The sequence below is a fragment of the Hymenobacter perfusus genome, from assembly GCF_003944765.1.
In the GTDB taxonomy this organism is placed as follows: Bacteria; Bacteroidota; Bacteroidia; order Cytophagales; family Hymenobacteraceae; genus Hymenobacter; species Hymenobacter perfusus.
On record NZ_RWIU01000005.1, the window covers coordinates 449,521 to 470,068 of the forward strand.

The 20,548-nt window shown below is 58.5% G+C and carries 21 protein-coding genes; 5 read left to right on the plus strand and 16 right to left on the minus strand.

The genetic code is table 11. From position 1 onward, the window contains the following. Nucleotides 1-13: 13 nt before the first annotated feature. On the minus strand, nucleotides 14-2,068 hold the full coding sequence (gene mutL, locus EI293_RS16555) for a DNA mismatch repair endonuclease MutL (RefSeq protein WP_125439648.1): 2,055 nt from the start codon (nucleotides 2,066-2,068) through the stop codon (nucleotides 14-16). 308 nt (nucleotides 2,069-2,376) lie between these two features. Here mutL and EI293_RS16560 point away from each other — a divergent pair, with 308 nt between their 5' ends. After that, nucleotides 2,377-5,328 carry a glycoside hydrolase family 3 N-terminal domain-containing protein gene (locus tag EI293_RS16560; protein WP_125439649.1) on the plus strand — a complete coding sequence of 984 codons (2,952 nt, stop codon included), beginning with the start codon at nucleotides 2,377-2,379 and terminating at the stop codon, nucleotides 5,326-5,328. On the opposite strand, the gene EI293_RS16565 is transcribed toward EI293_RS16560, so the two are convergent. Continuing rightward, entirely contained in the window at nucleotides 5,325-5,876 is a 552-nt protein-coding gene (locus tag EI293_RS16565; protein ID WP_125439650.1) for a peptidase associated/transthyretin-like domain-containing protein, read from the minus strand. The two genes, EI293_RS16560 and EI293_RS16565, sit on opposite strands and share 4 nt — an antisense overlap. Nucleotides 5,877-6,141: 265 nt before the next feature. Here EI293_RS16565 and bshA point away from each other — a divergent pair, with 265 nt between their 5' ends. Then, nucleotides 6,142-7,278 (plus strand): N-acetyl-alpha-D-glucosaminyl L-malate synthase BshA, encoded by a 1,137-nt coding sequence (gene bshA / locus EI293_RS16570; RefSeq protein WP_125439651.1) that lies wholly within the window; start codon nucleotides 6,142-6,144, stop codon nucleotides 7,276-7,278. A gap of 146 nt (nucleotides 7,279-7,424) precedes the next feature. Here bshA and EI293_RS16575 read toward each other — a convergent pair whose 3' ends face one another. Then, nucleotides 7,425-7,964 (minus strand): DUF7935 family protein, encoded by a 540-nt coding sequence (locus tag EI293_RS16575; protein WP_125439652.1) that lies wholly within the window; start codon nucleotides 7,962-7,964, stop codon nucleotides 7,425-7,427. A 205-nt stretch (nucleotides 7,965-8,169) separates the two neighbouring features. Between EI293_RS16575 and EI293_RS16580 the strand changes: the two genes are divergently transcribed. Next, nucleotides 8,170-8,523 carry a HesB/IscA family protein gene (locus EI293_RS16580; protein ID WP_044001160.1) on the plus strand — a complete coding sequence of 118 codons (354 nt, stop codon included), beginning with the start codon at nucleotides 8,170-8,172 and terminating at the stop codon, nucleotides 8,521-8,523. An 81-nt stretch (nucleotides 8,524-8,604) separates the two neighbouring features. Here EI293_RS16580 and EI293_RS16585 read toward each other — a convergent pair whose 3' ends face one another. Genes EI293_RS16585 through EI293_RS16605 form a run of 5 tightly spaced genes read right to left on the minus strand, consistent with a single transcriptional unit; the run spans nucleotide 8,605 to nucleotide 11,766 of the window. Then, nucleotides 8,605-8,946, minus strand: a complete 342-nt coding sequence (locus EI293_RS16585; protein WP_125439653.1) for a hypothetical protein — start codon at nucleotides 8,944-8,946, stop codon at nucleotides 8,605-8,607. Nucleotides 8,947-9,001: 55 nt separating this feature from the next. Then, on the minus strand, nucleotides 9,002-9,943 hold the full coding sequence (locus EI293_RS16590; RefSeq protein WP_125439654.1) for an MBL fold metallo-hydrolase: 942 nt from the start codon (nucleotides 9,941-9,943) through the stop codon (nucleotides 9,002-9,004). 59 nt (nucleotides 9,944-10,002) lie between these two features. Then, complete coding sequence (locus tag EI293_RS16595; RefSeq protein ID WP_125439655.1) at nucleotides 10,003-10,638, minus strand: tetratricopeptide repeat protein; 636 nt, start codon at nucleotides 10,636-10,638, stop codon at nucleotides 10,003-10,005. 4 nt (nucleotides 10,639-10,642) lie between these two features. After that, a complete protein-coding gene (locus EI293_RS16600) occupies nucleotides 10,643-11,077 on the minus strand; it encodes a GNAT family N-acetyltransferase (RefSeq protein WP_125439656.1) in 435 nt (144 codons plus the stop codon). A gap of 41 nt (nucleotides 11,078-11,118) precedes the next feature. Next, entirely contained in the window at nucleotides 11,119-11,766 is a 648-nt protein-coding gene (locus EI293_RS16605) for a hypothetical protein (RefSeq protein ID WP_125439657.1), read from the minus strand. Between the two features lie 85 nt (nucleotides 11,767-11,851). Between EI293_RS16605 and EI293_RS16610 the strand changes: the two genes are divergently transcribed. After that, nucleotides 11,852-12,748: a hypothetical protein gene (locus EI293_RS16610; protein ID WP_125439658.1), complete on the plus strand. Its 897-nt coding sequence runs from the start codon at nucleotides 11,852-11,854 to the stop codon at nucleotides 12,746-12,748. 147 nt (nucleotides 12,749-12,895) lie between these two features. On the opposite strand, the gene EI293_RS16615 is transcribed toward EI293_RS16610, so the two are convergent. The 8 genes from EI293_RS16615 to EI293_RS16650 all read right to left on the minus strand — a co-directional run bounded on the left by EI293_RS16615 (nucleotide 12,896) and on the right by EI293_RS16650 (nucleotide 20,084). Beyond that, nucleotides 12,896-13,777 (minus strand): ChaN family lipoprotein, encoded by an 882-nt coding sequence (locus EI293_RS16615; protein ID WP_125439659.1) that lies wholly within the window; start codon nucleotides 13,775-13,777, stop codon nucleotides 12,896-12,898. After that, entirely contained in the window at nucleotides 13,770-14,267 is a 498-nt protein-coding gene (locus EI293_RS16620; RefSeq protein ID WP_125439660.1) for a hypothetical protein, read from the minus strand. The genes EI293_RS16615 and EI293_RS16620 overlap by 8 nt, the downstream gene beginning before the upstream one ends. A 143-nt stretch (nucleotides 14,268-14,410) precedes the next feature. After that, the gene (locus tag EI293_RS16625) at nucleotides 14,411-15,784 is read right to left on the minus strand and encodes an ABC transporter permease (RefSeq protein WP_125439661.1); all 1,374 of its coding nucleotides are present in this window, start codon (nucleotides 15,782-15,784) and stop codon (nucleotides 14,411-14,413) included. Between the two features lie 58 nt (nucleotides 15,785-15,842). Beyond that, nucleotides 15,843-16,796: an ABC transporter ATP-binding protein gene (locus EI293_RS16630; RefSeq protein ID WP_125439662.1), complete on the minus strand. Its 954-nt coding sequence runs from the start codon at nucleotides 16,794-16,796 to the stop codon at nucleotides 15,843-15,845. A gap of 123 nt (nucleotides 16,797-16,919) precedes the next feature. Beyond that, on the minus strand, nucleotides 16,920-17,561 hold the full coding sequence (locus tag EI293_RS16635; protein WP_125439663.1) for a hypothetical protein: 642 nt from the start codon (nucleotides 17,559-17,561) through the stop codon (nucleotides 16,920-16,922). After that, nucleotides 17,561-18,064, minus strand: coding sequence for an RNA polymerase sigma factor (locus EI293_RS16640; protein WP_125439664.1), 504 nt, complete (start codon nucleotides 18,062-18,064; stop codon nucleotides 17,561-17,563). The genes EI293_RS16635 and EI293_RS16640 overlap by 1 nt, the downstream gene beginning before the upstream one ends. A gap of 189 nt (nucleotides 18,065-18,253) precedes the next feature. Next, a complete protein-coding gene (dnaJ, locus tag EI293_RS16645; RefSeq protein WP_125439685.1) occupies nucleotides 18,254-19,390 on the minus strand; it encodes a molecular chaperone DnaJ in 1,137 nt (378 codons plus the stop codon). A gap of 121 nt (nucleotides 19,391-19,511) precedes the next feature. Continuing rightward, complete coding sequence (locus tag EI293_RS16650) at nucleotides 19,512-20,084, minus strand: nucleotide exchange factor GrpE (RefSeq protein WP_125439665.1); 573 nt, start codon at nucleotides 20,082-20,084, stop codon at nucleotides 19,512-19,514. Nucleotide 20,085: 1 nt separating this feature from the next. Here EI293_RS16650 and EI293_RS16655 point away from each other — a divergent pair, with 1 nt between their 5' ends. Next, the gene (locus EI293_RS16655) at nucleotides 20,086-20,442 is read left to right on the plus strand and encodes a hypothetical protein (RefSeq protein ID WP_125439666.1); all 357 of its coding nucleotides are present in this window, start codon (nucleotides 20,086-20,088) and stop codon (nucleotides 20,440-20,442) included. The last annotated feature ends 106 nt before the right edge of the window (nucleotides 20,443-20,548 follow it).

Consider the following 20,548-nt stretch of genomic DNA (forward strand, 5'->3'; position numbering starts at 1 on the left):
ATCAGTCTGCTACTTACTTTCGGAACAGCTCCTGGAGCTGGCCCAGCTCCAGCATCACGATGGTGCGGCGGCCGTCGGGGGCGTAGTTGGGCACGGAGCAGGCAAACAGCTTGTCTACAATGGCCGTCATTTCGCGCTCCGAAAGGCGGGTACCGGCGGCGCTAGTGGCTACCCGACGAGCCAGGACCCGGGCCATTTGCTCGCGGCGGTCCAGCTTCAGGGAGCCGGCGGAGTTACGAAACTGCTCAATGAGGCCTTCCAGAAGCTCTTTTTCGTCGCGGGCCGGTACATCGGCCGGAATTCCTTCCACGGCAATGGTATTTTTTCCAAAATCGGTGAACCGAAACCCCAACGCCCGCAACGGCTCCTCCACCTCCCGCAGAATGGCGAAATCCTGCGGGGTGAACGTAATGGTGCGCGGGAACAGCAGCGTCTGGGAGGCACTTACCTCGCGCTCCAGGTTCTGGGCGTACTGCTCGAACAGAATCCGCTCCCGGGCCGCCACCTGGTCAATGAGCATCATCCCCGACTTCACCGGCACTAATAGAAACTGCTGATGCAGCTGCAGCACCTTATTGCCCGGCCCGGTGCTCGACTCCCGCAAGGGCAGCTCCGGCGAGGCAGTAGCCGCCGTACCCGGCAGCACCAGCGGCTGAAATTCCGGCGCGGGGCCGGAAGTGGGTTGCCCAGCCAGCAGATCGAGGCCGGCGGGCAGGTCTTCGTCGGGCAGTAACCCGGCAACGGGCAGTTCCGGCGTGAGCAGGTCGGGCGCGGTGGGCACGGGTACGCCAACGGCGGTGGCTTCGTGCTCCACATCGGGTACGCTAATCTGGCTCAGGCTCTTGTAAAAAGCTTCCAGCTCGCGCTTGGCCTGCTCAGTGGGCCGGGGCGGCAGTTGCCGCTCGTAGGCATCCTGACTGGCCGGGCGGCCAGGGTTGCTGGCAGCGGCCCGGGCCGCCGAGGCCAGCGCATCGGGTTGGTAGCTGTCATCGAACGGGTTCTTCTCGTTGCCCGACAGCCGCAGCGGCTGAATGGGGGCGAAGTTCACGTTGCCATCGAAATCCAGCGAGGGAGCCATGTTGTGCAGGCCCAGGCTTTGCTTGGCAGCGGCCCGCACAATGGCGTACACCGTTTTCTCATCCTCGAACTTGATTTCGGTTTTGGTCGGGTGTACGTTGATGTCGATGGACTTGGGGTCCAGCTCCAGAAACAGTACGTAGAACGGGTGCGTGTCTTTGGGCAGCAGGCCCTCGTAGGCCGTCAGCACCGCGTGGTTGAGGTAGGCCGAACGGATAAAGCGGTTATTGACGAAGAAAAACTGGTCGCCCCGGCTTTTCCTGGCCGATTCCGGCTTACCGATGAAGCCCCGCACGGCCAGAAACGGGGTTACCTCTTCCACCTGGGCCAGCTGCTCCTTGTAGCCGTTGCCCAGCAAAGCCACAATGCGCTGGCTCAGCTTACCAGCCGGCAGATTGAACACCTCCAGATCATTCTGGAACAGCGAGAAGCCGATTTGCGGGTTGGCCAGCGCCACGTGCTGAAACTCATCCAGAATGTGTCGCATTTCCACCGCGTTGCTCTTGAGGAAGTTACGACGGGCCGGCACGTTAAAGAACAGGTTTTTCACGCTGATGCTGGTACCATCGGGGCAGGCCACGGGCTGCTGGCTGGTAATCTGGGAACCTTCTACGAGCAGCAGAGTGCCGGTGTCCTGATCAGGCTGCTTGGTGCGCAGCTCTACCTGAGCCACCGCCGCAATGGAAGCCAGTGCCTCGCCCCGGAAACCCAGAGTACGAATGCGGAACAGGTCCTCGGTGGTGCGGATCTTGCTGGTGGCGTGGCGTTCCAGGCTCATCCGGGCATCGGTGGGACTCATGCCCTGGCCGTTATCCACCACCTGCACCAGCTGTTTGCCGGCGTCTTTCACGATGAGCTGCACCTGGGTAGCCCCGGCATCCACGGCATTTTCCAGCAGCTCCTTTACGGCCGAGGCCGGCCGCTGCACCACCTCGCCGGCGGCAATCTGGTTAGCCAGGTATTCAGGAAGAAGTTGAATGATATCGGCCATAAACGAGCTAGAAACGGAAGAAAAATAAAGGTAGCCAACAGCAGGTTCCGGCGAGCTATCGGCCTGATAACAACCGGGCTCGGGAATTTATCCGTAAGTTTGCGGCCAACTTTTGTGTGTACCAGGAGAGACATATTCTCTGGTTCCTGCGTTGGAAGGTGAGGAAGGCAGGGATTCAAAGGCCATCAACAGCGGCCCCTAACCCGGCTGACCAGCCTACCCGGCACCCTTTTTGGAGGGGCAAAAGTAGAGCTTTTCGGCTCGTCTTCTGTTTCTCAATCACCCCTCAGCACGAACCACCGGAGCCGATGCTCAAAGACTTTCGGATTGGCATCTTCCTGTTAGTACTAGCCTTTGCAGGCCTGCTCGTTTCTTCCTCGGCACCGCGTGAAGATGGGGCCCGCCCGATGTCGGCGGCCGAGCAGAACTGGGTGGACAGCGTATTCAGCTCCCTTACTCCCGATCAGCGCCTGGGCCAGCTCTTTATGGTGGCCGCCTATTCCAACAAGGACAAGCGCCACGCCCAGGCCATTGAGGGCCTGGTGCGCAACCAGGGCATTGGCGGGCTGATGTTTCTGCAGGGTGGCCCCCGCCGCCAGGGGCTCCTGACCAACCGCTACCAGGCCGCCGCCAAGGTACCCCTGCTCATTGCCATGGATGCCGAGTGGGGCCTGGACATGCGCCTCGATTCCAGCATGCACTTCGCCAAGGGCATGACCCTGGGTGCCATGGACGACGACCAGTACGTGTACCAGATGGGCCGGGAAATTGCGCTCAAGCTGAAAACCCTGGGCGTGCACGTGAGCTTTTCGCCGGTGCTCGACGTGAATTCCAACCCCGATAATCCGGTTATCGGCAACCGCTCGTTCGGCGAGAACAAGGAGCAGGTGGCCACCCGGGGCATCCGCTACATTCGGGGTTTGCAGGACCACGGCGTGATGGCCGTGGTGAAGCACTTCCCCGGCCACGGCGACACCGACGTGGACTCGCACGTAGCCCTGCCGGTTATCAACTCCGACATGGGCCGCCTCACCAACGTGGACCTCTACCCTTTCCAGAAGTCGATTGAGGAAGGCGTGATGGGCGTGATGGTGGGTCACTTGTATATGCCGCTGTTTGATACGGTGCGCACCCTGTCGGCCACGGTTTCCAAGAACCTGGTGACCGGGCTGCTGAAGGAAAAGATGAACTACCGGGGCCTCGTGTTTACCGATGCCCTGAACATGAAGAGCGTTTCGAGCCTGTACAAGGCAGGGGAGCTGGACGCGCTGGCCCTGGCCGCCGGCAACGACGTGCTGCTGTTCTCGGAGGATGTGCCAACGGCCCTGGTGAAAATCAAGGAGGCCATTGCCGCCGGCACCATCGACCAAGCCGATGTGGACCAGCGGGTGCGCAAGATTCTGCGGGCCAAGTTCTGGTCCGGCCTCAACAAGTACCGCCCCATCGATGTGCCCAACCTGATGCAGAACCTGAACCGGCCTCTGAGCCGCATGGTGCAGCAGGAAATCTATGAGCACGCCACCACGGTGGTCAAAAACGAGGACGATATCCTCCCCTTTCACCGCCTCGATACCTTGCGCATTGCCGCCGTGACCATCGGTTCCGATGCGGCTACCTACAAGGAAATTATGGGCAAGTACCAGAACGGGCCAGTGTTCAGCGTACCCAACCGCTACGCCCCCGATTCCACGTTTGCCCGCATCGGCGGCCGGCTTGCGCCTTACAATGTGGTGGTGGTGAGCCTGCACAACATGAACAACACGCCCACCCACAGCTACGGCATTGGGGAGGGCACCTTGAAATTCCTGAAGGAGCTGCGCGCCAATCCCAGAATCAAGACGGTGGTAGTGGCTTTCGGCAATGCCTATTCGCTGAAATATCTGGAAGAAAACCGCAACCTGGTATGCGGCTACGAGGACAATTACCCGGCCCAGCTGGTGGTGCCGCAGGTGCTATTCGGGGCGTTGCCGGCCAAAGGCCGTTTGCCCGTTACAGTATCCGAAAACCTGAAAGCTGGTACCGGTCTGCCCACGCCCGACTTCAAGCGCCTGCGCTACGGTACACCGGAAGAAGCCGGCCTGGATTCGCGCATTCTGGCGCAGATTGACAACGTGGCGCTGGAAGCTGTGGCCTACGCCGCCGCCCCCGGCTGCCAGGTGCTGGTAGCCAAGGACGGCATGGTGGTGTTCGATAAAAGCTACGGCTACGCCACCTACGACAAGCAACAACCCGTCAACAATACCACCCTCTACGACCTGGCCTCGGTGACCAAAGTAGCTGGTACGCTGCAGGCCATCATGTACCTCAAGGACCAGGGCAAGCTCAACCTCGATGATAAGGTATCGGCCTACCTGCCCGAGCTGAAAGGCACGAATAAGAAAGACATGACGGTGCGCGAGGTGCTCATGCACCAGGCAGGCCTCAAACCCGGCATCCCGACCTGGGAGAAGACCATCACCAAAGCCGGCCCCAAACCCACCTTCTACGCCAGCACCGAATCGGCTGATTTCTCCCGCGAGGTAACGCCCGATTTGTTCAGCCTGCGCACCTCCGAGGATTCCGTCTGGACCTGGGTGCAGCGCTCCGGCCTGCTGCCCAAGGTAAAGGGCAAGTACCCGGTGGAATATTCAGATCTGAGCTTTATGATTCTGAAGCGAGTGGCTGAAAAAGTGCTGAAGCAGCCCATCGACGAGTTTCTGCAGAAGAACTTCTTCCAGCCGTTGGGGCTGGGCACGATGACCTACAACCCGCTCAGCAAATTCCCCAAGTCGTGCATTGCGCCAACGGAGAATGACACCTATTTCCGCCGCACCCAGCTCCAGGGCACCGTACACGACCAGACGGCAGCCATGATTGGCGGCGTGGGCGGCCATGCGGGCCTGTTCTCGAATGCCAACGACCTGGCCGTACTCATGCAGATGAACCTGCAGAATGGCCGCTACGGCGGGCAGCGCTACTTCCAGACGCCGGTAGTCACGGAGTTTGCCCGCAATACCGAAGCCGGCAACCGGCGCGGCCTGGGCTGGGACCGGGGCGACCCGACCAAGCCTGAAGGTCCCACCAGCAACCTCTCCCCAGCCAGCACTTTTGGCCACACCGGCTTCACGGGTACCTGCGTGTGGATGGACCCGGAAAACAAAATCCTCTACATCTTTCTTTCTAACCGCGTGTACCCCGACGCCGGCAATAACAAGCTGCGCCAGTACAACATCCGCACCCGCATCCACGACGTTATCTACAAGTCGCTGCAAAAGACCTAGCGCTTCTGCTGTGGGGGCAAGTCAATGTGGAGATACGTGAGAGCACCAATCTTTACTTGGTCAGTTACTACAGACTTATAGTTTTCAGCCTGAATTGTTAGTTGCCTGTTAGCCGATTTATACGGCCCTACACTTCCGACCCAGCCTATGCGAAAAAAGCCTTTGTCATCAGTAGCGGCCATTTTTACATCGCATGATTCAGGCTGAAAGTCGCCGAATCGAAGTTGAATAACCGCACCGGAAATCGGTTTGTGTGTAATGCTGTCCACGATTCGGCCGTTCACCCATGAAGCGGTTGTATCAAAATACGCTACAAGCACAGAATGAAACGCGGCACCATTGCGCCGATATGTCTCTATGTCATAATTAGGTGGGGCACACGTCGCACAAGTTTCGATACGCATTTCGCGGGCTACATCAACATCGAACCATCCCTGCTGCGCCTGAGCAATAGACTGTACGCCCAACAATCCGACTACCATCAAAAAGCATCTAAGCACGGGTATCATTCTGATAGTTTGCTGGTTGACGAATACAAATGAAGTCATAAAACAAAACTACCCATTCGCGGCTTTACACCGGACAAATACTGCTGACAAGCGGCCATATCCGCAAGTCGCTGCAAAAGACATGACCTGTTGTCCGGCTTTTCCGTTTCTTTGATTCCGCAATCGGCGGTAGGGCGTTCCTCGGAGCGACTTGCCGCCGATTTTGTTGTCCTTCTCACCTGAAGGCCTCCTGCTTCCCTCCTCTCATCTTCTCTCGGGTCCGTTTGCTCCGCCGAATGACACCTCAGCCCAAGCTACTGCTCTCATGAACATCGGCATTGTCTGTTACCCTACTTTCGGCGGCTCCGGCGTGGTGGCCACCGAGTTGGGCAAAGCCCTGGCCCAACGCGGCCACCGCGTGCATTTCATCACCTACAGCCAGCCGGTGCGCCTCGATTTCTTTAACGAGAATCTGTTTTACCACGAGGTGTACATTCCGCCCTACCCGCTGTTCCAGTTCCCGCCCTACGAGCTGGCCCTGGCCTCCAAGATGGTAGACATTGTGCAGAACGAGAAGCTTGACGTGCTGCATGTTCACTACGCAATTCCGCACGCCTCGGCGGCCTACATGGCCAAGCAGATTCTGCTCACCCGCGGCATCCGCATTCCGGTCGTCACCACCCTGCACGGCACCGATATTACCTTGGTGGGCAAGGATGCCAGCTACGAGCCGGTGGTTACGTTCAGCATCAACCAGTCGGACGGCGTAACGGCTGTTTCGGCGGATCTGCGCAAGGAAACCTACGAGTACTTCGCCATTGAGAAGGACATTGAGGTGATTCCGAACTTCATCAACCTCGTGCGCTTTCAGAAACAGGATAAGGCCCATTTCAAGGCCGCCATTGCCCCCAACGGCGAAAAGCTGCTGGTACACACCAGCAACTTCCGCTCGGTAAAACGGGTGGAAGACGTGGTACAGATCTTCGCCGGGGTACGCAAGCAGATTCCGGCCAAGCTGCTACTGGTCGGTGACGGCCCCGACCGGCCACGCATCGAAAAGCTCTGCCGCGAAATCGGCTACTGCGACGATATCCGCTTTCTGGGTAAGCTGGAAGCCGTGGAGGAAGTCCTCAGCATTGCCGACCTGTTCCTAATGCCTTCCGAAAAGGAGAGCTTTGGTTTAGCTGCCCTGGAGGCTATGGCCTGCGAGGTGCCCGTTATCAGCACCAACGCCGGCGGCATTCCGGAGCTGAACGAACACGGCCTCACCGGCATGACCAGCGAAATCGGCGACGTGCCCGACATGGTGAAAAACGCCCTGTTCGTGCTGGAAGAAGAAAACCTGCCTCGCTTCAAAGCCGCCGCCCGCGCCCACGCCGAAACCTTCGCCGTGGAAATCATCGTGCCCCACTACGAAGCCTGCTATCAGCGCGCCATTGTGGCCTCGTTGGCAACGGCCTAGGAGGTAAAGAGAAGAAGCCTGTCATCCTGAGCGGAGCGAAGGACCTTGTTACTACTGGACGACTATCGTGTAGATGACTCGTTCAGTGATAATAAGGTCCTTCGCTCCGCTCAGGATGACAGGCTTTTTTACTACTTGACCTTCCTCTAGAACATGGCCACCGCCTCGCGCTTCACGGCCAGCAGAGCGGCTTCTACGGGGTCGGGCTGGTTGTCCTGCATGAGGGTTTCCAGCACGCGACGGGCCAGTTCGGGGCCGCGGGCTTCCTGGGGGTTGGGCAGGCTGCGGAACTGAGTGCTCACCAGGTTCACTACTGATTCCTGCGCCTGTTTCACGGCGGCCCAGGTGTCGGGCTGCATGTAGAGCTGCTGGCTTAGGTTGTGCTCCACCTCGGCCCGGATTTCCTGGAGCAGCAGGCGGTGGTAATCGGCGGCGGGCAGGCCGGCGCTGCTCACGCGTACCAGCAGGTTGCTGGGGCTGATGCGCTCCAGCAACAGCGTCACGCGCTCCAGGGCCTGCAGACGCAGCGGCAGCGTGGTTTTGCTGGCTTCCAGGCGCATTTCAATGAGGCGGCGCTGCTGCTCCCGCTCCAGAAACTGCTGAAACAGGTAGTAGATAGCCCCCGCCACAATCAGGGCCGGCAGAATTATTTTGAGCAACTCGAAGATATAGGCGGTAGAATCCATGCGAGAAAAAAGAAGTGGCGAAACGCCGTCGGGAAGTGGTACCGGAGCAAAGATAGGCCGTGAACCGGAGGGCCCAAGCCGTTGTTGTACGACCAAACGCAGCAAACACCCGGCGTAGTACGGCAGGGCCTTTCCGAAGGAACGCACCGCTACTGCCAACCGCTTCGTATCTTTGTCGCCTTACTTTCCTAAACACGAACTCACTATGGCAACGGCCGTCTCCACGAAACTTGCTCCCATCAGCCTCACTTCCCGCGCGCTGGACGAGGTGCGGAATATTCTGGTTGAGAAAAACGTCCCCGGCGAATACGGCCTGCGCGTTGGCGTGCAGGGCGGCGGCTGCTCGGGCATGAGCTACCTGCTGGGCTTCGACAAGCCCAAAGACCAGGACGAAACCTTCGACCTCGACGGGGTACTGCTCATCATGGATAAGAAACACGCCATGTACGTGCTGGGCATGGAGGTTGACTTCCAGGATGGCCTCAACGCCCGGGGCTTTGTATTCAACAACCCCCAGGCCAAGAGCACCTGCGGCTGCGGCTCCTCATTCTCGTCGTAGTCGCTCCGTTTTTTGTCACAAAAAAGCCCCCAACCTTGCGGTTGGAGGCTTTTTTGATTTCCGGCAGTACGCTCAGGCTGGCTAGTTAAGCAGGGTCACCACGGCGGCCGGATCTTCTACCTCAATGATGAGCTGGTTGTACTCGTCGTGCTCCAAGTCAATGATGATAGCCTTATCGGCGTTATGCACGTCCCAGAAAATACGCTTGTCTTCGTGCAGAAACGTGCCGGCGGCCAGCAGACCGGGAATGTGGGTGCCGGGCATGCGCCAGCCCTTCCACCAGCCTTTCAGCACCTCGGCATCCTGCCGGGCCCCGGTAATGTGGCGGCGCGGAATCTGCAGCTGACTTTTGAAGGCCCAGAGTTTGTGCAGGCCTTTGACGTGGAAATGCACATCGTCGCCCTGAATGGATACGTCGACCATAGTACTGGAAGCAATTGATGAATGAGAAGATAAAGTGCTGGCAAGATTACGCTTTTTAGAATTCCAGCCGTTGCCCCTGCTCCGGAAAAATCAGCCGGAGTTGCAGCGTATTGCCCTCGGCCAGTTCCCGGCGGATGGTTTCCTCGTTGCCGGCAGTGGGCTTGAGGTGGGTAATGACCACGGGCAGCCCCCGCACGGCCCCGGGGCCGGCCAGCTGACTCAGCACCGTCAGTTCCCGCAGCAGCAAGGCCGGCGTCAGGTGCCCGAACAATTGCTTTTCGGGTTGGGCATTGGGGTAAGAAGCTTCCATGAACACTGCCTTAAGCTGCCCGGCCCGAACCAGCGGTGCCACCGCCTGCCACAGCTGCCGCAGATGGTCGGTCTGCTCCACGGCGTCGGCCCCGGTGTCGCCGAGGTAGAGCAGGTAGCTACGGCCATGGCGCACCAGAAACGCGGCGCTCTGGAAGGGCCGGCCGTGGCTTAGCACGAAGGTCTGCACTTGCAGCGGCGTATTGTCCAGCGCTACTTCCCGGCCCGGCCGCATCTCCCGCAGCTGGTATTTGCCCAGCGCGGGCGGGTTGCCAGCCGGGCCGAAGTTGGGCCAGGCCCGCCAGTTGAAATAATCGTTCTGGAGGGTAGCGAGGCAGGTGGGCAGGCCGTAGATGGGTTTAGGGGCATCGTCGGGGGCATTCAGCAGCAGGCCGGCTACGTGGTCGAGGTGGGCGTGGGAAATCAGGTAGCCCTTGATACTGGCACGGATGGTTTCGGTGGCCGGACCGGGCAGCGCGTTGCCGGCCACGGCCTTTTCCACGCCGCCGTACACGGTGCCGGCATCCAGGCACACGTAGGCCCCTGAGCCGGCCGCCGCCACCAGATACGCCGAGAGGTTGCCTTCAGCCAACCCGCCCTTCACCCCGAGAGGAATGACCGTGAAAGCGGGCTGGGCCTGAGCACTTATGCAGCTGCAGATAATGGCCAAAAGCAGTAGCTTATACATAAAGGATTTATGGGGCACCACTTTCAACATGATTACTGAAAGTCAGATGATGTGATGAACTAGCGGCTGGTTTGTAGCTGTCGAAGCTCAGCCCTAGCGCCACGGTGTCCGGCATTGGCTGCTTTCTGCAGCCAATGGGCCGCCCATCTGGCAGAAGGACCTACCCCCTCTCCTGACAGATAGCACAGGCCCAGATTGAAACAGGCTTTTTGGTCACCTTGCTGCGCGGCTTTACGGTACCAGTACACGGCTTGTTGATGGTCTTTGGCCACTCCCTTTCCCATCATATAACAATAGCCCAGGTCACGCTGCGCTGATTCGTCGCCGCGTTCAGCCGCATACCGGAACCAGTCCACCGCCGCCTTGCTATCCGGTCGTGTTCCTTCACCGTGCAACAGGCACAACGCCACATTGTAGGCAGCGGCCAACTCCCCGGCCTCCGCCGCTTGCTTGTAGCACGCAAATGCCTGATCCAGCGCTTTGGGCACGCCCAGGCCGTTGTCGTAGCAAGTACCCAAATAAAACATAGCCCTGGCGTGCCCTTGAGCCGCAGCGGACTGCCAGTACGCCACCACCGTGTTCCAGGGAATTGGCTTGGGTGTATGTCGGCCAAAAGCCAGCCGGTACCCCAGGCGGAACGAAGCATCGGCGTCACCAGCGTCGGCCCGTTTCAGCAGGTAGTTAGTCGTTTCCATAGATTCACTGTTTCCACCGCTCCTTCGTCAGTTCGAACCGGATTTCCCCGCTGCCGGTGCGGCCGGTTTCCTGCCAGCCCTGGCGGCGGTAAAACTCCTCGGCCCGGGTGCTGGGTGCGGTGCTGAGCCAGATGATGTGGTCCGTCCGGGCGAAGTACCAGCTTAGCAGCAGGTGGAGCAAAGCTTTGCCGATTCCCTGTCGGTCGAAATCGGGATGCACGAACAAGGCCCAGATGCTGTGGTCCTGCGCGTCGGCAATGGCGAAGCCCACCACGCGGCCCTCAACCTCGGCCAGCCAGCCTTGGCCGCGTTGCGTGAGGTAGGCCAGGTAATCAGCTTCCGTCACGAGGGCGCGGTTACGCAGCACGTTTTCGCGCACGGCGAAACGGACTTCCGCCAAAGCGGGAATATCGGCCGGGTGAGCAACGCGGTAAAGCATATTTTAGGCAGGTGGTGGTGGTGTGCTCCTCTCTATAATTCCTACTTCGCGTCGCTCAGCTCCTGAGGATACCCGATGGCCACTAGGTCGGCAGCCAGCTGTGGCCAATCGGTCAGTTCGTTATTAAGCGCCAAAGCGGCGGTTTCCGTGAGAGGTTCGTGCCGGTAAATAGTGGCTACGGCTTCGGTAGTCAGCGGCTCCCGCTCAGTTTCCTCGAGGTAGTACTCGTTGGCCCAATCGGCGTAGGTTTTAGGGTCGTTATCGAAAATGTAGAGCAGTTCCTCAGAGCCATCCTCCTCATTACTGGCTACTACTCCGGTCTGCCAGCCGTGGGCGGGCGTGTACCAGAGACAGAACGTAGTCCCGATTGAGGCAACTGGCTCGCCGAAGACGAACTCCTCGAATGCCTCAGGCAGTCCACGCGTTACTTGTTTTTTTTCGGGCTGGTCGTACTCCGAAAGAAAGCCGTTGATGCAGCAGCCTTCGGGCCGGAACAGCACCAGCATCTGGTCCCCTTCCCCGTCGCTCATCTCAAACAAAGCCTCCTGCGCGTCCCACTCCGGGTTGTAGGTATAGTAGCGGAACTCCGGGTCGGGGGAGTTGATGGCATCCAGCGCGGCCAGCGAAATACAGAGGCGCTGTAAGGTGGCCGCGTCGGGCAGTTGGGTGAGGTCGAGGGTGGAAATCATGGATACGAAAAGTTGAAATGGCGGGGGCCGGTTTGGTGGCCCGAAAGTAGGACCGATACGTTACATTGGGCTTTTTATTTCTTCCATGCAGCTTTATTCCTACTGGGCTCGGGCCACGCTCGACTGCCACGATGCCGAGGGCAATGTCTACCACCTGACTGCCTACGCGGGCAGCGACCTTAGCCCGGCTGCGGCCCGGCAAACAGCTGACGCGCTACTGCAGGCCCGGCAGGCCCGCCTGCTGGGCAATGGCGAACTAGGCGAGTACCCAACCGGCTCCGTACCCCTGCGCGAACAGCTGATCCGGCGCGTGTATGACACCCAGGGCCGGGAGTTGGGGGCTGTTACCCGTAACCGCTACGGCAGCCTGGTGCTCAATGCGCCGCGCCTCATGATCCTGGATGTGGACGACCACGACCTGCGGCAGGCAATGCCCCGGCAGCCCAATGTAGTGCCGTTCAGTTTCAGCCGTTTTCTGCGTCACCTCTTCAACCCGCCGCCCCCACCTGCTCCCCTGCCCCCGCCCGATACGCACGACCAGTTGCAGCTGCGGCTGGCGGCCTGGCTGCACCTGCATCCCGAGTGGAACTTCCGGCTGTATCGTACCCGCCTGGGGTTTCGCCTCATCGTCACGCACCGGTTGCTGGCCCCCGACAGCCCGGAGGCGCAGGAGGTTTTTGCAGCGATGCGCACCGACAGCCGCTATATGCACCTGTGTGAAAAGCAGGATTGCTACCGCGCCCGTCTGAGCCCGAAACCCTGGCGCATCGGCTGGATGCGCCCACCCCACCCCTTCCCCTATGATACTGCCGAGCAAGGCCAGCAACAGCTGGAATGGGAGCAGCAGTACCACGCCCGGAGCACGGAGTTTTCGGTGTGCCAATGGGTGGGCGAATACGGCAGCGGCCACATTTACCCCGAGGCAGAAACGCTCATCACCTTACACGACGACGCCTGCCTGGGCGACAGGAAACTGGCGTAAACCAGACTCAGAGCAAATTTTGAGTACAGGGTGTAGAGACGCAACATATTGCGTCTCTACATTGAACGAGCCGGCCGAACAATATCAGCAACGACGAGATGCAACATGTTGCGTCTCTACACTCTGCATAGCAACCTGAAAATTGCTCTAATACGTTTTGGTCATATCCTCCGGCACCACCAGCACGAAATCGGCTTTCTGTTGGTGCTCCTTGTCCAGCTTGTCGAGGCTGGCCTGCGAGACGGTGCTGAGGGTAAGTACCTTCAGCTTCGGGCTCTGCTGGCGCAGGTAGGCCAGAATCCCATCGTGGTTATCGGAGTGGTAGGCACCGTTAAGGTGGAGCAGCAGGTGGCCTTCGGGGCGAGCCTGGTTCAGGAAGTAGGCCATGGTGGCATCCTTGAGGGCTTGGGCCCGGATGATGTTCTGTACGCCGGCCGCGTGGGCCGCGTCGCCCCCGAACATCTTAGCCATGTTCTGGTAGCCGGGCAGCGCGAAATCAACGGTGAGCGGCAGCGGAGCCAGCCATGCCTTTTCGGCGGCGGGCAGGGGTTCCAGAGCTTCCAGGCCGCCCTTGGCCACCTGCGAGGCGTAGCGGCGCGGCACGTTGGTGCCCACCACCCGGAACTTCTGCTGTCGGGCCAGTAGCAGCAGCGGCTTGTAATCGGTGGCGTAGTTGGGCCAGGGGCGGCTGTCGGCTTCGAAGGCTTTGTCGTCCAGCTCGCCGGTGGTGTACTGGTCCACGAGGGGCTGCACGTCGCGCTCAAACATTTCCAGGCCCAGCACCAACTGTCCCTGGCGTAGGCGCAGCAGGTCTTTGGTAAGCTGCAACGCCAGCCAGTGGGCTATGGGGTCGTTGTGCTGCTCCCCGAAGAACACCACGTCGGCGGCGGCCAACTCCCGCAGCATCTTGTCGTAGCCGGCGGGTTTGCCGGCGGCCGTGAACAGGCGGTAGGCCGGCCGGTCCTGGGCGTGCAACGGCCCGGTGGCTAGCAGCAGGATGAAAAGCAGAGATAGTACGCGGTTAGTCATCCCAGTCATCTCCACTTGCGGCGGGCCCCATCAGAATCAGCCAGTATGGTGAACAGACGCTGGGTGGCAGGGCCGCTCCTCCCAGCATTTTGGTTTCGTACAGCTTGCCATTCACCAGAATATCCAGACGCAGGTAGCTGCCGATGCTGGGTTTGGGCATTGTCGCACACGTAACCTGGTTCATGCTGATGGTAGCCGCCAAGTTGTCGTAAAGTGCATAATCACCTAACTGGTAGGTGGTATCCACGGCTGCCGAGTAGGTGTAGCGCACGGTTGGCTCCGTTTTGGGGCTGGCCGTGTTGGTGTCGCGGATGGTGGTGTATTCCATGCCGGCCCCGAGGCCCTGAAGCTTTTCGCCTTTTACGCGCAGAGCCACCTTGAACTGCACGGTATCGTTGAGCTTTTCTACCTCATCCTGGCAGCCGGTAGCGGCCAGTAGCAGGCCGGCAGCTCCCAGCCATGCGGCCCATTGTTGTATGTGTGCTAACATGGGGGATATACAGTAAAAGTGGTAAAACGTAACGGCCGAAACCCGGCCTAATATTAGTGCCGAAGATACAGGAATAGCCGACACCAAACTGCCCCGGCACCTTGCGGGACCGGGGCAGTTGCAGCGCAATCTGAGGGGAAAATTCAACCTTTGTAAAACATCCATTTCGACAATTCCCGGTACGTCACCTTCTTGCCATACATCAGAATGCCTACGCGGTAAATGCGGGCCGCGACCCAGGTAGTGAATAGGAAACCACCTACCAGCAACGCGCCCGATAGTAGCAGCTGCCACAACGGCACCCCAAAAGGCAAGCGCATTACCATGGCAATGGGGGAAGTAAAGGGAATCATTGAGAGCCAGAAAGCCAGCGGGCCGTTCGGGTCACCGTTGATAACCACATTAATACTGACGATATAGCTTAAAATGAGCGGAATAGTAACCGGAAACATAAACTGCTGAGCATCTGTCTGGTCGTCAACAGCGGCACCAATGGCAGCAAACATAGATGAATAAAGCAGGTAACCACCCAGGAAAAAGAACAAGAAGCCCCCGACAATACTGCCAATCGGCAGCCCATCAAGGAAATTCCAAGGGCTGCTTACGGCCGTTGGCGCGGGCGCTACTGCCGCGTCATCAGCATTCGGAACAGTTGGGGCGTCCCGTGATGCCTTGGCCTCCTGTATCCCGGCAACTGCCGCCGCAGGCGGCGACTTCACCTCCGACTTCATCAGCAACGGAGCAGCCAGGCTGGTAACACCCCAGGAGAGTATCAACCACAGCGCAAACTGTGTCAGTACCACGGCCGCAATGCCCAAAATTTTTCCCAGCATCAACTGGAATGGCTTCACCGACGAAATCATCACCTCCATGATGCGGTTCGATTTCTCTTCTGCCACGCCGCGCATCACTTGCACACCGTAGATGAAAATGAACATGTATACCAGAATGGAGAGGAAATAGGCCGCGCCGGTGGTGGCACCAACGTTGTTCTTCCGGCCACCTTCTTGGGTTAAGTCCACGGCGTCCAGCTCCACATTGGCCTTCAGGTTATCGATGGTGGTCTGGTTGATCCCCGAGCGGCTCAGCTTCAGGTCGCCAACTACCCGGTTTACGGCTTTACGGATTTTGCTCTGACGGTTCAGGCTCACGTTACCATTAGCCAGCAATTGAGTACCAGTGCTTTTATCAAGCGTGAAAGTGGGCGGGAAATACAGCAGTGCATCCTGCTTGTCCTTCGCTTTTTTGAACAGATTAGTAGCCTCCGCCAGCGTGTTGCCATCGGCCGCTACAAATTGTACATCCTCAGTTGCCGTTGTTGTGAGGTGTTGCAACATTTGCTGGCCGCTTTCGTCGCGCACAGCTACCACGTCGGTTTCTGAGGAGCCCGAGAACTTGGCAATGCCAACAAAGGTGGCCGCCACCAACAGCGGGGCCAGCAACGACATGATAAAGAAGCTTTTCTTGCGCACCCGTGTCAGGTATTCGCGCTGAATGATAAGCCAGATTTTATCCATGATGTGGGGAGATAATAGGGTAAGGATTGTCAGATGCAAGATAAAAAGCTGTTTTTTTTTAGCTTTTTATCTCTGGTTTTTGCTCTACCAGGCTTTCAGGCATGGTTTCGCGTACCCGCCGAATGAAAATGTCGTTGATGCTCGGAATCAACTCCCGGAAAGCATGTACTTCCACATTGCTGATAAGGTAGCGTAGCAAGTCATTGGGCGTGACACCGGCGTGCAGCTTTATCACGTCGTAGAAATGACCATTTTCGCGTTCCTGGTGCTTGAGCACTTCAAAATCAGGGTGCATCACCATCAGGCGGCCCTTGCCTTCCACCTCGTAAGTCTGGGTTTTAAACTGGTCTTTGATGGTGCGGACGGGACCATCAAGCACCTTACGGCTGCGGTTGATGAGGGCAATATTATCGCACATTTCCTCTACCGACTCCATCCGGTGGGTACTAAAAATGATGGTAGAGCCTTCGTCGCGCAACCGCAGAATCTCATCCTTGATGAGGTTAGCATTAATGGGGTCAAAGCCCGAAAACGGCTCATCCAGAATAATCAGGCTGGGCTCGTGCAGTACGGTAGCAATGAACTGCACCTTTTGCTGCATGCCTTTGCTGAGGTCTTCTACGTTCTTTTCTATCCAGGGCTTGAGGTCGAAACGGGTAATCCAGCTCTTGATGCGTTCCGTAGCATCGGCCCGGCCCAGGCCGCGCAACCGGGCCAGATACAGCAGCTGCTCCCCTACTTTCATCTTCTTGTAGAGGCCCCGCTCTTCAGGCAGATACCCAATCTGGGCAATATGCGAGGGATTCAACTTCTCCCCCCGAAACCGGATTTCGCCCTCATCAGCGGCCGTAATCTGGGTAATGATGCGAATCAGGGAGGTTTTGCCGGCTCCGTTGGGACCAAGCAGCCCAAAGATGCTGTGCTCCGGAATATCGAGGCTCACGCCATCGAGGGCCGTGTGGGCGGCGTACTGCTTGTGCACGTCGCGGACTTCGAGGATAGGTGTTTTCACAGCGCAGAAAGACAGGTAGGTTGTTGATGTAATATTACAGGAACTGTATAAAGTGGCCGCCGAAATTCCAACCAACCGGCATTTTAGTAGCCTGAACTGTCGGAAAGGCTACCTGAACGGGCGTTATTCGGGGGCTTCCAGCTCACGCAGGGCCGCTTCCAGCTGGTCGAGGTGGCGGCCATAGCGGCGTTGATGCTCCTTTTTACCCATGGCGTAGCTGGCATATACAACTGCTACAAATACCCCACTCACACCTAGCCCAATAGCCCAATGCCACTGCCAGGCGGCCTGAGCCGGATTCAGGTACTCCAATACATCTTCGGACCGAACAACCAGTACGATAAAGACCAGCATACTAATGGATACCACGCCCACATAATCGTGCAGGCGCATCAGCCGGCGGAATCTGGAAATACGGGTTTTCAGAAAGCTGTATAGATTATCGGTCTGCGTTTCCATTTCCTTGAGTACCTGCAGACGCCGGTACACAATCACGCCCACTACAACCAGCAGCAGCATAACGCATACGGCAAACCGTTGCAGATTCACTTCGTGTCGGCCGAAGATCAGGGCATTAAATCCGCTCAATATGAAGGCCATTACAACCCAACTCAGCTCTTTAGTGGCGTTTTTCCTTAGCCGGAATAAAGGATTTGTGGAAGTGGAGGAAGCAAGCATGGCACGCAGGGTTTGTTCGGTGGTGAAAGAATCAGTGGGATGAGCGGGCGGGGCCTGCCACTGCCGGCGAAAATCATCGAGTTCCATCAGGCAACGAGGGGAAGAAGTTGGCGAAGTTTGTCCTGTACGCGGTGCATTTTCACGCGCACATTGTTCTGGGTGATGCCGAGGATGTCGGCCATTTCCTCGTAGGTACGCTCCTCCAGGTAGAGCAGCACAAAGGCCTTTTCCACCTGGGAAAGCCGCTCGATGGCGCGGTAGAGCTGGGCCAGGTCGTCGGCGTCGGGGCCGTCGGGCGGCGGGGCGGGCAGCTCGGGCGGCGCGGCCCCGCCAAAGCGGGCCGGCGTGGGGGCACGGGTGCGGCGGCGCAAATCGGTTATGGCCACGTTCAGGGCCACCCGGTACAGCCAGGTGCTGACTTTAGCCGCCCCCGGCCGGTACTGCGGCCACGCCCGCCACAGCTGCAGCACTATTTCCTGGTACAGATCCTGCCGCTCCTCCGCATCGGGGCAGTACAGGCGCGCTACCCGCCGCAGCAACGGCTGGTGCTCGTTCAGCAGAACCAAAAAATCCGGAGAGGCGGCAGACATACGGTGAGGAAGTTTGCCGGATATATCGGGAAGCAAGCCGCAGCATTACACCCAGGCGCAGAAATATTTTACACCCTCGTACTGGTACAAAAAAAAGCCCGCTCCCCTGTACAGGAGAGCGGGCGAGAATCGTCCACAAAATCAGCGGAATCAGCGGAATCAGCGGAATCAGCGGAAAATTCGTGGTCTTTATTGGAAGTACTCCTTCACTTTCTCGAAGAAGCCTTTCTCGTTTTTGCCGGGGTTGGGCGTGAAGTTGCGGGCGTCGCGGAGTTTTTCCAGCAGCTCCCGCTCCTCGTTGGTCACGTTCTTGGGCGTCCAGACGCTGAGATGAATCAGCTGGTCGCCACGGCCGTAGCCGTTGATATCCTTGATGCCCTTACCGCGCAGGCGCAGGATTTTGCCCGGCTGGGTACCCGGATCAACCTTAATCTTCACCTTGCCTTCGATAGTCGGCACCTCAATGCTGGCTCCCAAAGCGGCATCCACGAATGAGATATACTGCTCGAACATGATGTTGTTACCATCACGCTTGAGCGACTCGTGCGGCTCCTCCTCAATCTGAATGAGCAGGTCGCCGGGCACGCCACCGCGCTCCGGGAAGTTACCCTTGCCATTCATGCTGAGCTGCATGCCCTCGGCCACGCCGGCCGGGATATTGATGGGAATAACTTCCTCGTGCAGCTGGCGGCCGTCGCCGTGGCAGACGTCGCACTTGCTGGTTACTACTTTGCCTTCGCCTTCGCAGGTGGGGCAGGTAGAGGCGCTTACCATCTGGCCGAGCATGGTGTTCACCACGCGCTTCACTTGGCCCTGGCCGTTGCAGGTACCGCAGGTTTTGAGGTCGGTGCCGTTTTTGGCGCCGGTGCCCGAGCAGGTGTTGCAGGCCACGTAGCGCTTCACCTTGATCTTCTTCTCAACACCGTTGGCTACCTCTTCCAGGTCTAGCTTCAGCTTGATACGCAGGTTGGAGCCCTTGCGCACGCGCCGGCCGCCCTGGCCGCCGCCACCGAAGAAGCTGCCGCCGCCCCCGCCGAAAATGTCGCCGAAGTGACTGAAGATGTCCTCCATGCTGGGGCCGCCGCCCCCGCCGTTGCCGCCCATGCCCTGGTGGCCGTACTGGTCGTAGCGGGCACGCTTGTTGGGGTCCGACAGGGCCTCGTAGGCCTCGGCGGCTTCCTTGAACTTGTCCTCGGCCGAGGGGTCGTCGGGGTTTTTATCGGGGTGGTACTTGATGGCCATTTTGCGGTAAGCCGATTTCAGCTCATCCGCCGACGCGTTTTTGGCCACGCCCAACACCTCGTAATAATCTCGCTTCGTTGCCATTATGGTGTTTACTTCGTCTGTCATGCTGACGAAGGAAGCATCTCTACCGGGAGTATTGAGTTGGTCTGAAACCGAAGCGGTAGAGATGCTTCGACAGGCTCAGCATGACGTTCTGTTTACGCTATTGGCCCAGCACCACTTTCGCGTGGCGGATTACCTTGTCGCCGAGGTAGTAGCCGCGCTCCACCTCGTCCACGATTTTGCCTTTCAGGTCTTCCGACGGGGCCGGAATCTGGGTGATGGCCTCGTGCAGCTCGGGGTCGAAGTCGCCACCTTTGGCGTCCATCGTCACCAAGCCTTTCTGGCTGAGGGTTTTGCTGAGCTTGTTGTAGATAATCTCCACACTCTCCCGCACGGCCCCGGCATCTTCGGTATCCTTGGTGTGGTGACGGGCGCGGTCGAAGTCATCGAGCACCGGCAGCAACGCCACCATCAGCTCCTGGTTGGCGGTTTTGAACAGGTCGGCGCGCTCCTTGGTGGTGCGGCGCTTGTAGTTCTCAAACTCGGCGGCCAGACGCAGGTACTTGTCCTTCAGATCGGCCAGCTCGGCTTCGGTTTTGGAACCGGTTGCCTCTTCCGTCGCGGCTTCGGCCGTTTCGGGAGCATCAGTGGTTTCCTCGGTCGTTTCGCCAGCCGTCAGGTCGGCATCTACCGACAGGTTGTCGTCCTGGGGCAGGTTGTTATCGTCAGCCATCTTGTTAAATATTCGTCGAAATGGGTTTTTCACGGGATTTGCCGTTGGGCCAGCAGTAGGGCGCAAGGAGTTTGCCAAAGGCGCGGCGGCTGTCAGTTTGGCACGGACGGCTAAACTTGCCTTCTACTTATTACCTGCAAGCATGAAATACGGTTGGACTACTCTATTAGCAGCAATACTCGGAATACTCTTTACCTGGACGGCAGTTAGTCCGGTTATTCCTGATCCGTTTGGATGGTTCGTGTTCATTTTCGTTTTTGCCGGCATTCCATACCTACTGTACAAAACTTTCAACACGAACAAGTACTCCCTCCTCATAGCAATTGCTTCTCCTTTACTAGGGAGTGTTTACAGTTAGGGACGATCTTTGAGCATGAATAAGGACCGCAGTATGTTGACGGACGCGCAGTGGTCGCGGCTTTCGCCGTTGCTCCCGGGGCAGGAACGCTCGCCGGGCACCACCG